We start from the raw sequence: 13,282 nt of genomic DNA, 5'->3' as shown, positions 1-13,282 counted from the left end.
GGCGTTAATTCAGTCGCGGTTAACTATGCTAATACCTTAGCAATAGCGGCATTCAGCTGAGTTATTAAATACTAGGCAAAAAAAAGCCCAGCAATGCTGGGCTATAAAATATTCTAAGGGGAAGTAGTTAGTGTCGGGTAACACTAAATTGTCCAAAAGTGTACACTTTGAACAAGTAAAAAGTATTGATCAACACCAAACTCATATTTGAAATAATACTCGACGACATCAGATCTAAGCTAAATGATAAAAATAACAAACCACACGCACTCACCGCGGCAATACGCAGTAATGTAAGTTGGTTAATAAAGAAAGCACCTAAACCTAGTGCAAGTAATATCGTGTTTAAAAGCCAATCTAGCTCGTTTAGCATGGTCGTTTCAATAGTTCAGTTGTTGAAAAAAGGAGCGCCATTATGTTGATCTTTTGCACACCTTTCAACCAAGTAATTTTAAATTTTCAGATTAGTTTTTTTAATGAATAAAGAAGGCTTTTATTGCAGAAAACAAACCATTATCTGCCACTATTTGATATTTTTGACAGCTCTTTAGATTGTTCGCATCAATACATAAATAAAGCGCTTTACGCTGCTTGTCGAGTTTAGGGCGTAAGTTTGAGTCGACTAAAGTGGTGCCATAACCGAATAGCCCTGGCCAAAAAATACTTTCGCTCACCATATCTAATTTTTTATAGGTGAGCAGAGTGGGTTTAGGAAATGAAATTAACAACAATAACAGCAGTAATGATGCAATTAAAACACCGCGTTTTGACTGTGCGGTCGCGGGTTGATTAGCAGCAGCCGGTGCGGCCTTATGGTTATTATTTGGCTGGCGAGTGGGGCGAGGACGCTGTGTATGCGACCTTGCTTTGGCTTGTTGTGGTGTTTTACCGAGTAATGACTGTTTTTTTGTAGTTTTCGACATAAAGCAAATCTGGCCTTTTTGGCTTAGCTCTCTATAATAAGTAAATAATTGTATTTAAAGCAAATGATAGCATATTGTAAACACTGCTTTTAGCCCAGAAGGATCACCCATGCATACGCAACTTGCCATTTTAATCGTTGATGATGTTAGTACCGTGCGTAGTTTCTTAAGCCAAACCTTAATGCATTTAGGCATTGAGAACGTTAAAGAAGCCTCGACAGCCGCGCAGTGTATTAATGAATGCCGCGCTGCAGATTATAACATGATCTTTTTAGATATTGAGTTACCCGATGGCGATGGTAAAGAGTTAATTGCACAAATTAACCAGCTAAACCCAGATACTAAGGTGGTGATGGTGTCAGCCCACTCGGCGGTGGAAAATGTTAAAGAAGCGATAGATAAAGGCGCCAAAGGCTTTGTGGTAAAACCATTTTCTCCTAAAAAAATAGCCTCAATGTTGAAAAAGTTTTACCCCGAACTAGAAACGGTGTGAATACGGCGTAGCAGAGCCAAATTTTAACGAAAAAAAAACCGGCCAAAGCCGGTTTTTTAGATTCTTGCAAAAACAAATTATAGCGCTTTAATTTTAGCAGCTAAACGGCTCTTATGACGAGCAGCTTTGTTTTTGTGGATTAGACCCTTAGTTGCGTAACGGTCTAGGATAGGTGTAGCAACAGAGAAAGCTTGCTGTGCAGCTTCTTTATCGCCAGCTTCAATAGCTACGATTACTTTTTTGAAGTATGTACGCATCATTGAACGACGACTTGCGTTATGCTGACGGTTTTTTTCGCTTGTGATAGCGCGTTTTTTTGCAGACTTGATGTTAGCCAAGGTTTGCTCCTAACAATCTTAAATAAAGCTTAAATTAAAGGCCGTGGAATATGCCTGTTTTTATCATGAATGTCAATTTAATTTTAACAATTCAAGAAAAACTGCTCCTTATAACGAACATCAATTTGCCGCTTTAGCAGTTAATATCCACATTGTAACAAAGCCCGCGGTTCCAGCCTAGTGCTTTAAAGCGATTTCTAAAAAAGACTATGGCATAATTAGTTAATTGAGCAGCTTTAAGTATGGATTTATAGTGTCGAAAGGTTTATTTCGTTCGGGAATGATAGTAAGCGCCATGACTATGATTTCACGAATATTAGGATTAGTTCGTGACGCCGTGGTGGCAAATTTATTAGGTGCCGGTGCAGCAGCTGATGTATTTTTGTTTGCCAATCGAATTCCCAACTTTTTACGTCGCTTGTTTGCCGAAGGGGCTTTTGCACAGGCATTTGTGCCGGTATTAAGTGAAATAAAACAGCAACAGGGCGACGACAAAGTAAGAATATTTGTCGCGCAAGCGGCAGGCACCTTAGGCACCATTTTACTCATTGTGACACTAATAGGGGTGGTTGCATCGCCGGTCATTGCCGCGCTGTTTGGCACCGGTTGGTTTATCGATTGGTGGCAAGGCGGGCCTGATGCAGAAAAATTTGAACTGGCCAGTGCCTTGTTAAAATTAACCTTTCCGTATTTGTTTTTTGTTAGTTTAGTGGCGCTGAGCGGGGCGGTAATGAATGTGTATAACCGCTTTGCGGTGGCCGCGTTTACCCCGGTATTATTAAATGTAGCCATTATTAGTTGCGCTATTTTGTTACATGATCAGTTTTCGGTGGGCGCGTATGCCTTAGCCATTGGCGTGTTTGTTGGTGGTGTGGTGCAGCTATTATTTCAATTGCCGTTTTTGTATCGCGCGAAGATGTTGGCGCGGCCCCGTTGGGCGTGGCAAGACGAAAATGTTAAAAAAGTACGAAAACTAATGCTACCGGCCTTATTTGGGGTGTCTATAAGCCAAATTAACTTATTGCTCGATACCGTGATTGCGTCTTTATTGATGACCGGCTCCATCGCGTGGCTGTATTACTCAGACCGCTTAATCGAGTTTCCACTAGGGCTATTTGGTATAGGTATTGCCACGGTTATTTTACCGACGTTGTCAAAATTACACAGTAGTAACAACAGCAGTGATTTTCAGCACACCTTAGATTGGGGGGTACGCTTTGTTATCTTTTTAGGTATGCCGGCGATGGTGGGGTTAATGATTATTAGCCCACTGATTATTACGGTATTATTTGATCATGGGGCGTTTAAAGAAGCGGGCATTGACCATGTAAAAGCGGTGAGTTTAGGCGTTATGGCGTACTCGGTCGGGTTAGTGAGCTTTATGCTGATAAAAATATTAGCCCCGGGGTTTTATGCCCGTCAAGATACCAAAACACCGGTGCGTATTGGCATTATGACCTTAGTGCTAAATATGGTGTTTAATATTATGTTGGCGCCGTTTATTGGTTATTTAGGCTTGGCACTGGCGACGTCGTTGTCGGCAAGTTGTAATGCGTTGTTGCTTTACCGACAGCTTAAAAAAGAGCAAGTGTATCAATTTTCCTCGATGAGTTTGCGCTTTACCGCTAAATGTATTGTCGCCAGTGGCGTTATGGGGGGGCTGGTGTGGCTCACTAGCCAACATTATAACTGGGCAACGTGGCACTTTAGTGAGCAAGTGATATTACTGCTGGTATTACTCATGGTTGCCGTGGTGAGTTACTTTAGCGCGCTGTTTTTGATGGGGGTGCGACTAAATACGATAAAAAGTGTAGCAATTACTGAATCAAATTAAAAAAAAGATTATAATCGGCAATTCTGCAACTTCAATTTAGATAAAGTTGTTAATTAATAACTCGCTATAAAAAGGCATTCGGCGGCATGGAGCTTATTAGAGGTATACACAATATTCGCCCACAACATTCTGGTTGTGTGTTAACTATTGGTAATTTTGATGGTGTTCACTTAGGTCATGCTGCGGTATTAAAAGGCTTACTGGCTGATGCTAAAGCGCATAATTTACCGAGTACGGTGATGCTGTTTGAGCCTCAGCCGCAGGAATTTTTTGCAAAAAACAATGCCCCAGCACGGTTAACGCGTTTGCGAGACAAACTGCTGTTACTGAGCGAGTTAGGCATAGAAAGAGTGATTTGCATTAGCTTTAATCAGCAATTTGCCAACATGCATGCCGAGCAATTTGTCAGTGATATTTTAATTAAAAAGCTGGGTGTTAAAGCGTTAACGGTCGGCGATGATTTTAGATTTGGTAAACAGCGCCAAGGTAACTTTGAGTTACTGGTGACCATGGGTAAACAAGCGCACATGGATGTTAAAAGCACCGCGAGTTTTCGCCGCTTAAATGCTAGAGTGAGCAGCACGTTAATTCGTGAAGCGCTTGCCGCGGGTGACTTAAGTAGTGCGAAGCTGATGCTTGGCCACGATTATGCCATTTCAGGGCGAGTAATACATGGCTGGAAACGCGGCCGCGAACTGGGGTTTAGAACGGCAAATATAGCGCTGAAACGCCAAGTTTGTCCGGTAAATGGGGTGTTTGCGGTGCAAGCAACCATAGCCGGAAAGCAAGTTTATGGGGTTGCCAATATTGGTAATAAACCCACCTTTAATGGAACGCGAGCATTATTAGAAGTTCATCTTTTTGATTTTGCAGACGACATTTATGGACAATTTATGCATGTGGAGTTGATTAAAAAACTCCGCGACGAGAAAAAATTCGAGACATTAACACAATTAACGGCGCAAATAGCAACCGATGTTGCCGCCGCTAAGCAGTGTTTTGGTTTAAATTTAGGTAGCCGATAGATACGGAATGTAGGATTAATGAGCGACTATAAACATACTTTGAACTTACCGGAAACACCGTTTCCAATGCGTGGCAATTTGGCACAACGTGAACCAAAAATGCTAAAAGCATGGTATGAAGACGACCTATACGGTCAAATTCGCAGTGCTAAAAAGGGTAAAAAGACCTTTATTTTGCATGACGGTCCTCCGTATGCAAACGGCGATATCCATTTAGGCCATTCAGTAAATAAAATACTAAAAGACATTATTGTTAAGTCTAAAACCTTATCTGACTTCGATGCGCCCTATGTGCCGGGGTGGGATTGTCACGGTTTACCAATTGAGTTAATGGTTGAGAAAAAAGTAGGCAAGCCAGGAGTGAAAGTCACCGCAAGTGAATTTCGTGAAAAGTGCCGTGCTTATGCGAAAAAGCAAGTTGAAGGTCAAAAAGTTGACTTTAAGCGCTTAGGTGTATTTGCCGATTGGGATAAGCCCTACTTAACCATGAACTTTGATTTTGAAGCCAATGCCATTCGTGTATTGGGCCGTATCATAGAAAAAGGTCACTTACATAAAGGCGCTAAGCCCGTGCACTGGTGTACCGATTGTGGTTCTGCATTAGCCGAGGCTGAAGTTGAATACCAAGATAAGCAGTCGCCCGCTATTGATGTACGCTTTGTTTTTGATGATCAAGCCGCAGTAATTAACGCCTTTGATTTAGCTGCAGGGCATGAAGGCACAGGCCAAGTGGCTACTGTTATTTGGACCACAACTCCGTGGACGTTACCGGCTAACCGTGCGGTTGCGGTGCATGCTGAATTAGAATACGCATTGGTACAAGTGGATGACGAAGGGAAGCAACAACGCTTAATTTTAGGTTCTGAGCTGGTTAAAGATGCCATGGACCGTTATGGCTTTAATCATTATCACGTATTAGGTTATGTAACAGGCGCTGCGCTTGAAAACTTACAGGTTGCACACCCATTTTATGATTTTACTGTGCCGGTTATTGTGGCAGAGCACGTAACCACAGACTCAGGTACTGGGGTTGTACATACCGCGCCGGGTCATGGTCAAGAAGATTTCGTGGCAGGCCTTGAGTACAAACTTGAAGTAGCCAATCCAGTGGGGGCCAACGGCGTGTACTTACCAGACACCGAGCTATTTGCCGGCCAGCATGTATTTAAAGCCAATGCGAGCATTGTTGAGGTATTGAAAGAGCGTGATGCGTTAATGCATCACCATGCATTAACACACAGCTACCCGCATTGTTGGCGCCATAAAACGCCGATTATTTTCCGTGCCACTCCGCAGTGGTTTGTGAGCATGGATCAGGCTAGTTTACGTCAAGATTCATTAAGCGAAATTAAAAACACCCAGTGGATTCCAGAGTGGGGCGAAAACCGCATTGCTAATATGGTTGAAGGGCGTCCGGATTGGTGTATTTCACGCCAACGTACCTGGGGTGTACCGATTGCTTTGTTTGTTGATAAAGACACCGGTGCGCTTCACCCAAATACGCAACAGCTAATTGAGCAAGCCGCGCAGCTGGTGGAAGAATCAGGTATTCAAGCGTGGTACGATTTAGAACCTGCAACACTGCTGGGTGAACAAGACGCTAAGCAATACATGAAAGTGCAAGACACGTTAGATGTATGGTTTGACTCGGGTGTATCGCATGCCTGTGTGGTTGATGCACGTGAAGACTTAGTTGGCCCGGCCGATTTATACTTAGAAGGCTCGGATCAGCACCGTGGTTGGTTTATGTCGTCAATGATGACATCGGTGGCAATTAACGGCCACGCCCCTTACAAGCAAGTATTAACGCATGGTTTTACCGTTGACGAAAACGGTCGCAAAATGTCTAAGTCATTAGGTAATGTTATTTCACCGCAAAACGTGATGAATAAACTCGGTGCTGACATTTTACGTTTATGGGTTGCCTCTACCGATTACACCGCAGAAATGACGGTATCGGATGAAATATTTAAACGTTCTGCCGATCGTTACCGCCGCATTCGTAATACCAGCCGTTACTTACTGGCGAACCTAAATGGCTTTGATCCAAAAACCGATCAAGTGGCTGTTAACGACATGGTTGAGCTTGATAAGTGGATTGTGGGTCGTGCAGCACAATTACAAACAGAAATTTTAGCCGCTTACGATAGCTACCAAATGCTATTAGTGACGCAAAAGCTAATGAACTTCTGTACCGTGGAGCTTGGTTCGTTCTACTTAGACGTAATAAAAGACCGTCAATACACCGCGAAAAGCGACAGCCATGCCCGTCGTTCGTGTCAAACGGCGTTGTATCATATTGCAGAAGCCATGACCCGTTGGATGGCGCCAATTATGAGCTTTACCGCCCAAGAAATTTGGCAAGCATTACCGGGCGAGCGCGATGATTATGTATTTACATCAACGTGGTACGAAGGTTTGCAAGCACCTACTAACAATCAATTTAGTAACGATGATTGGTTAGAAATATTAACGGTGCGCGACGAAGTAAACCGTTTATTAGAAGCGGCACGTAAAGAAGAAGTGATTGGTGCCACCTTGCAAGCCACGGTTAATTTATATGCCAACACTGCGCTTGCAACTAAATTAACGGCGCTGGGCGACGAACTGCGTTTTGTATTTTTAACCTCAGCGGTTAACGTCACTGCGGTTGACAGCCAACCAAGCGATACACAAAGCACCGAAATTGACGGGCTATACATTACGGTAGCGGCAACAGATGCAGCTAAATGTGAGCGTTGTTGGCACTACAGCGAAGATGTAGGGGTTGAGCCAACGCACCCAGATATTTGTGGTCGTTGTGTAAGTAACGTGGATGGCGAAGGCGAACAACGCCAATTTGCTTAGGAGTTAATGAGTGAGCAAACTAGCCCAAAAAAGTGGCTTAGTGTGGCTTTGGTTAAGTCTACTGCTGGTAGCGGTAGACTTTGCCAGTAAAACACTGGTCGTAAATACCATGGCTTACCAAGAGTCGATTAATTTACTGCCTGTTTTTAGTATTACCTACGTGCATAACTACGGTGCCGCGTATAGCTTTTTAAGCGAAGCGGGGGGCTGGCAACGCTGGTTTTTAAGTGCTATTGCTATTGCCATTAGTGCATTATTGGTATGGTGGCTAAAACGCCTACCCGCCTCTAATAAGCTATTATGTGGTGCTTACTCTTTGGTACTCGCTGGGGCAATTGGTAACTTATATGACCGTATTGCTTATGGTTATGTAATTGACTTTATTCACGTATTTTATAAAAACTCACATTTTCCGGTATTTAATATTGCCGACTGCGCAATTTGCATTGGTGCCGCACTATTATTATTTGATGCCTTTACAGGCGAAAGTCCGAAGGAGCATAAAGCATGAGCCAAGCAGTAATTGGTGAAAACTCGCAGGTTATTTTTCATTTTTCTATTAAATTAGCCGATGGCTCTGCGGCCGACTCTACTAAGGTGCATAACAAGCCTGCTAAGTTGGTAATGGGCGATGGTAGCTTAACGGCGAACTTCGAAAAGTGCCTATTAGGCTTAACGGCTGGCGAGAGCAAAACATTTGAGTTAGAGCCTGAAGACGCTTTTGGTCAACCAAATCCCGATAACATTTATTATGTTGAACGCAGTAAGTTTGGTGCAGAAACACCGGCTCAAGTTGGCGCCATTATCGCCTTTACGCAACCTGACGGTACCGAGTTGCCGGGCTTAGTGCGCGAAGTGCAAGGTGAGTCGGTTACTATCGACTTTAATCACCCTCTGGCGGGTCAGCGTTTAACGTTTGAAGTTGATATTATTGAGGTGCAAGGCTAATGGATATATTACTTGCCAATCCACGTGGCTTTTGTGCAGGTGTTGACCGTGCAATTAGTATTGTAGAACGCGCGTTAGATATTTTTGAAAAGCCAATTTACGTTCGCCATGAGGTGGTACATAACCGTTACGTGGTGGATGGCTTAAAAAAGCGCGGCGCGGTTTTTGTTGAAGAGCTTGATCAAATACCCGACGATAGCATTGTTATTTTTAGTGCTCATGGGGTATCGCAAGCGGTGCGCTCTGAGGCAAAGCGTCGCGACTTAAAAGTATTTGATGCAACTTGCCCGCTCGTAACGAAAGTGCATATGGAAGTCACCCGTGCGAGTCGTAAAGGCATAGAGTGTATTTTAATTGGCCACCAAGGACACCCTGAAGTAGAGGGCACCATGGGCCAATACGGTAATGCTGATGGCGGTATTTACTTAGTAGAGACCGTAGCAGACGTGGCGGCCTTACAGGTAAAAAATGCAGATAACTTGTTTTATTGTAGCCAAACCACATTGTCGGTAGACGACACAGCCGATGTGATAGATGCGCTGCGTGCTAAGTTTCCAGCAATCGATGGTCCACGTAAAGATGATATTTGCTATGCAACACAAAACCGTCAAGACGCGGTACGCAACCTAGCCGATAAAGTGGATGTGTTGTTAGTGGTAGGCGCTAAAAACAGCTCTAACTCTAACCGGTTACGTGAACTTGCCGGTAAAATGGGCACCACTGCCTATTTAATCGATGACGCGACTAGCCTACAAGAGTCGTGGTTTACAGAGGTAAAGAGTGTGGGTGTCACTGCCGGCGCTTCTGCACCTGAAGTGTTGGTACAACAAGTGATTGCCCGCTTAAAAGCGCTGGGCGGTAAGCAGGTTGTTGAAAACCCTGGAAAAGAAGAAAATATTGTATTTGCGGTTCCTATCGAGCTGCGTTAATCTAAAAATACTAGATTAATAAGGAGGGTCGAAATGAGCAATAAGGAAATAGATAAATTGCTTTTTTCGGCCCTTTTTAATGAGCGCGGTGTGCTTGCCTCGTTAGTGGTTGCACAAGTTATTGCCATCGTGTTAGCGTTTGCTCCGCATGTTAGCGGCGATAGTTGGTTGCGGCTCGGTATCATTAGCTTATTTTTACACTTAATCGTGTTATTCGGCACTTCCATTTTATATTTGTTTCGTGACTTTTTACACACCCGCACACCTGCCGTGCAACTGGGATGTTTTTTTTCCAGTTATATTTTTAGTAGCTGCTTGTTTAGCTTACTTTTTTCTTATTTTGCATTTGATATAAAAAATAACCAACAACTGTGGTTTTTTGTGCTGCGTAATGCGTTAATTATATTTTTGCTCAGCGCATTATTTGTGCAGTTTTTGCTAATTCACTATGAAAAAAAACAACAAACCAAAGCTTTAGCCCATGCCGAGCTAGATGCATTACAGGCGCGCATTCGCCCGCACTTTTTGTATAACAGCTTAAATACCGCTGCAGAGCTGACGCACCACGATGCCGATGCGGCAGAGCAGGCTATTTTAGCGCTTGCGGCGCTGTCGCAAGCTGCGATGCGCTCGGGTAAAAGTGTGCCGCTTGAAGATGAAATTACCCTGAGCAAACAATATATAGCACTTGAAACATGGCGCTTTGGCGAGCGTTTAAAAGTAGACTGGCACATTCCTAGCGAACTCCCTACGCTTAATATTCCGTGTTTAACGTTACAACCTTTAATCGAAAATGCTGTCTGCCATGGCGTAGAGCCAAGCATAGCAGGTGCTCATATTAAGGTGGAGCTTCATGTTTCAACAGGGTATTTAACCATCATTGTTGCTAATCCAATCGCAGTCACAAGCGCTAAAACACGACCAAACAACGGCATGGCACTGGAAAATATTAGGCAGCGGTTAAATATTTATTATGCGAATAAAGCCCAGCTCAGCATTACCACAAAAAATGCAGTGCATAGAGTAAAAGTGGTGATCCCAAAACAGCGGCAAGATGACAGATGAATATACTCATTGTGGATGATGAACCCTTAGCGCGCACGCGATTAAGGCGCTTGTTAATTGAGCAAAATTGGCCACTGCATAGCGAAGCAAGTAACGCCACTGAAGCGCTCGCTTTAGTAAACAAAAGCCTCCCCGATTTAGTGTTTTTAGATGTCGATATGCCAGGTATTAGTGGTTTAGAGGTGGCAAGCGAGCTCAACAAATTACCCATAGCACCGGCGATTATCTTTGTTACCGCCCACCCCGAGCATGCGCTTGAGGCACTGCAGTTAAATGCTGCAGGGTATTTAGTAAAACCGGTATCGGCAGCAAATTTACAAAAAGTACTGGCGCAAATAGGGCGTTTAAACAAAGTGCAGTTGCAAAAGCAGCAACTTACAAAAATAAGCTATCAACTTGCTGGTACATTAAAAACAATTGATTTAGAAAGCGTGTATTACTTTAGTGCTGAGGAAAAATACACCAAAATGGTGTTCAAAGGCGGCACAGCGCTGATTGAGCAAAGCCTTAAACAGTTGGAAGCTTTATACCCTACCCAGTTATTACGTATTCATCGTAATACCTTAATAAACAAACATCAGCTGGTGGCGTTACACACGCAAGCGAACGGCAGTCATAGCGTTGAGCTAATGCACTGCGGCGAACAGTTAGCGGTGAGTCGTCGTGAACTTAAAACAGTTAAAATGGCACTGTAATTGTTTAGTTAAGAGCTAAACAGTCGCTTATTAACCGTTTATCAACAAAAGTAACCGTTCGTCCTAGTGTTGTTTGCATCTTTATTATGACGGCATACACTTACCATAAGATAGTTTTATTTATGTGGCTTTATTATGCATTCATCCCCCAATCAAGCGCACAGTGGCTTCACCTTAATCGAAGTTTTGATAGCGTTTATCATCCTTAGCTTTGGCTTATTAGGTGCGGTTGCACTGCAAGCAAAAGCTAAACAAGCCAGTTTTGACGCTATGCAACGCGCTGCTGCGGTGGCACTGGGCAATGATATTATTCAGCGTATACGTGCTAACGACACTCCCCAGCTAGTGACGCTATATGAGCAAGAATTTACCAGCGAAACCGCAACAAATTCATCGGTTACGTGCTTTTCGGGCGCTTGCAGCGCAGCGCAAATTGCCGCTCTGGATTTAGAGCAATGGAAACGCGCCATACGCGCGCGAGAAAATACCGGCGCATTGGATGGGGCGACTGTGTGTATAAAGCCTCGCGCCGTTGCAGGCTCTGGCGGCAAAGCGTTTAATATTGATGTGGTGGTATCGTGGCAAGGACGTCAAGAATTTACTGCCAATGATGCCACCAAAAATATTAATTGTGGTAGCGCTGACAAAAAGCGTCGCTTAGTGGCATTAACAAGTTTTATTTATGTTAGGAGCTAACATGAAACAACACGGTTTTACGCTAATTGAAGTGATGATCTCGCTCTTTATTGGGGGCTTGATCCTCGGTGGGGTGATGTTTACCTACGTAGGGATGAAACTAACCACCAAAGACACTATGACCATAGGCGAATTACAAGAGTCGGGGCGTTTAGCAATTAATATAATACAGCGCGATATTGAGCAGGTGGGCTTTTGGGGCACGTTTTATGATGACTCTTTGACCATTGCCAATACCACAAGTTTAGCTAATCCAGCCGGTGATTGTTTTGAAGGCGATAATAACGGTAGTTTTCCCGATTTAGCCAGCAGTAGTAACTTTAGATCGATTTATGCTAAAACCGCCGGTGGCAGCAAAGAGTTAAATTGCGTTAACAATCCGCTTCAAGGCACTGATATTTTACAAATAAAGTTTTTACAAGGTGATCAACTCACTGTTGAGGCGGGCAATAATGAAACGCAAATAAACAGAAACTACTTTATTGCAGAGCAAGAAAGAGCGCAATTTGTACGGGGTATAGTGGCTGCTGCGAGTTTAAATGTAAATGCGACGGTGTGGCCTTATAGTCACCATACTTATTATATTTCCGAGCAAAGTTACACGGTGAATAATAACAGTATTACGGTACCGGCGTTGATGCGAAAACGTTTAGTGGCGGGGAATATCACCACTGAGACGATTATGGAAGGCGTAGAGAATATGCGTTTTGTGTTTGGCCTAGATACTACCGCCAATAACCGTGTTGACACCTATAGAAGCATAAATCAAATGACTCCCACTGATTGGGAAAACCGCAAGGGCATACTCACTGTACAAGTGTTTTTATTGGTTAGAGCGCTGCAACCCGATGCGGGTCTGAGTATTAAAAACCAAACATATACGCTCGGCGAAGATGACAATAAACGTGAGTTAACCTTTACCGATAATTTTAGACGTACGGTATTTACCACCACCATACGGTTAAATAATGTGGGAGCAAACTTATGGCGTATTTAACACAACGACCTAGTGCGCAGCAGGGGGTGGTGCTTATCACCGCACTGATCATGGTGATTGCAGTAACGGGCATTGCGGTGACGTTAATGAGCAGTAGCAGTGTTGATATTAAAATAACCAATGCTGCGCAAGAACGTGAAGTGGCCGAAAACGAGTTAATAGGTGAAGTGCAACGGATGATTTCGGGTGAAGCAAATAAAGGCGCTGGCAATCAGTTTTTTTTAACCCCCGAAGAAGTAACCGCCATTTCAGCGGGAGATACTAACGGCATGGTGATTGCCAATAATAATGACATGCAAAGTAAAATGATTAACCTAAATAAGGGAGCAATGAACTTAGAGTGTCCACGACGCTTTAACTTCACCGCTGGCATTTCGTGCAACATGATGCAAGTAGCCACCACCATTGACTATGGCTCGAAAAGTAAGCATCAACTGACAATAGTGACTGGTATAGCCCAAGAGATGGCTAACGCTGGTAAGGGGATTTAAA

Annotated in this window: 15 protein-coding genes; 12 read left to right on the top strand and 3 right to left on the bottom strand. The window is 43.5% G+C overall.

Annotated elements, in window-relative coordinates:
- Positions 1–127: 127 nt before the first annotated feature.
- Together ABYB02_RS00645 and ABYB02_RS00640 are read right to left on the bottom strand one after the other, a co-directional pair.
- Positions 128–373 carry a hypothetical protein gene (locus tag ABYB02_RS00645; protein ID WP_372760011.1) on the bottom strand — a complete coding sequence of 82 codons (246 nt, stop codon included), beginning with the start codon at positions 371–373 and terminating at the stop codon, positions 128–130.
- A 100-nt stretch (positions 374–473) separates the two neighbouring features.
- Positions 474–923 carry a hypothetical protein gene (locus ABYB02_RS00640; RefSeq protein WP_372760009.1) on the bottom strand — a complete coding sequence of 150 codons (450 nt, stop codon included), beginning with the start codon at positions 921–923 and terminating at the stop codon, positions 474–476.
- Between the two features lie 109 nt (positions 924–1,032).
- On the opposite strand from ABYB02_RS00640, the gene ABYB02_RS00635 reads away from it, so the two are divergent.
- Positions 1,033–1,416 (top strand): response regulator, encoded by a 384-nt coding sequence (locus ABYB02_RS00635; protein WP_372760007.1) that lies wholly within the window; start codon positions 1,033–1,035, stop codon positions 1,414–1,416.
- Between the two features lie 77 nt (positions 1,417–1,493).
- Here ABYB02_RS00635 and rpsT read toward each other — a convergent pair whose 3' ends face one another.
- Positions 1,494–1,754: a 30S ribosomal protein S20 gene (gene rpsT, locus ABYB02_RS00630; RefSeq protein ID WP_008114420.1), complete on the bottom strand. Its 261-nt coding sequence runs from the start codon at positions 1,752–1,754 to the stop codon at positions 1,494–1,496.
- Positions 1,755–2,049: 295 nt separating this feature from the next.
- Between rpsT and murJ the strand changes: the two genes are divergently transcribed.
- The 11 genes from murJ (at position 2,050) to ABYB02_RS00575 (ending at position 13,281) form a co-directional block, all read left to right on the top strand.
- The gene (gene murJ / locus ABYB02_RS00625; protein WP_372760058.1) at positions 2,050–3,588 is read left to right on the top strand and encodes a murein biosynthesis integral membrane protein MurJ; all 1,539 of its coding nucleotides are present in this window, start codon (positions 2,050–2,052) and stop codon (positions 3,586–3,588) included.
- Between the two features lie 86 nt (positions 3,589–3,674).
- Complete coding sequence (ribF, locus tag ABYB02_RS00620) at positions 3,675–4,613, top strand: bifunctional riboflavin kinase/FAD synthetase (protein ID WP_372760004.1); 939 nt, start codon at positions 3,675–3,677, stop codon at positions 4,611–4,613.
- Positions 4,614–4,631: 18 nt separating this feature from the next.
- A complete protein-coding gene (ileS, locus tag ABYB02_RS00615; protein ID WP_372760002.1) occupies positions 4,632–7,460 on the top strand; it encodes an isoleucine--tRNA ligase in 2,829 nt (942 codons plus the stop codon).
- A 10-nt stretch (positions 7,461–7,470) separates the two neighbouring features.
- Positions 7,471–7,971 carry a signal peptidase II gene (gene lspA, locus ABYB02_RS00610; RefSeq protein ID WP_372760000.1) on the top strand — a complete coding sequence of 167 codons (501 nt, stop codon included), beginning with the start codon at positions 7,471–7,473 and terminating at the stop codon, positions 7,969–7,971.
- Positions 7,968–8,408: an FKBP-type peptidyl-prolyl cis-trans isomerase gene (gene fkpB, locus ABYB02_RS00605; protein ID WP_372759998.1), complete on the top strand. Its 441-nt coding sequence runs from the start codon at positions 7,968–7,970 to the stop codon at positions 8,406–8,408. The genes lspA and fkpB overlap by 4 nt, the downstream gene beginning before the upstream one ends.
- On the top strand, positions 8,408–9,337 hold the full coding sequence (ispH, locus tag ABYB02_RS00600) for a 4-hydroxy-3-methylbut-2-enyl diphosphate reductase (protein WP_372759996.1): 930 nt from the start codon (positions 8,408–8,410) through the stop codon (positions 9,335–9,337). Before fkpB ends, ispH begins: the two co-directional genes overlap by 1 nt.
- A gap of 33 nt (positions 9,338–9,370) precedes the next feature.
- Positions 9,371–10,402: a sensor histidine kinase gene (locus ABYB02_RS00595; RefSeq protein ID WP_372759994.1), complete on the top strand. Its 1,032-nt coding sequence runs from the start codon at positions 9,371–9,373 to the stop codon at positions 10,400–10,402.
- Positions 10,399–11,097, top strand: coding sequence for a LytR/AlgR family response regulator transcription factor (locus ABYB02_RS00590; protein WP_372759992.1), 699 nt, complete (start codon positions 10,399–10,401; stop codon positions 11,095–11,097). The genes ABYB02_RS00595 and ABYB02_RS00590 overlap by 4 nt, the downstream gene beginning before the upstream one ends.
- A 135-nt stretch (positions 11,098–11,232) precedes the next feature.
- Positions 11,233–11,793, top strand: a complete 561-nt coding sequence (gene pilV / locus ABYB02_RS00585) for a type IV pilus modification protein PilV (protein WP_372759990.1) — start codon at positions 11,233–11,235, stop codon at positions 11,791–11,793.
- Position 11,794: 1 nt separating this feature from the next.
- Positions 11,795–12,790, top strand: coding sequence for a PilW family protein (locus ABYB02_RS00580; protein WP_372759988.1), 996 nt, complete (start codon positions 11,795–11,797; stop codon positions 12,788–12,790).
- A complete protein-coding gene (locus ABYB02_RS00575; protein ID WP_372759986.1) occupies positions 12,778–13,281 on the top strand; it encodes a pilus assembly protein PilX in 504 nt (167 codons plus the stop codon). Before ABYB02_RS00580 ends, ABYB02_RS00575 begins: the two co-directional genes overlap by 13 nt.
- Position 13,282 lies beyond the last annotated feature (1 nt).

It is taken from the genome of Pseudoalteromonas sp. (assembly GCF_041613455.1).
Lineage (GTDB): Bacteria > Pseudomonadota > Gammaproteobacteria > Enterobacterales > Alteromonadaceae > Pseudoalteromonas.
The sequence above is the reverse complement of the archived record's forward strand: the minus strand, read 5'-3'. Positions and strand labels throughout refer to the sequence as shown.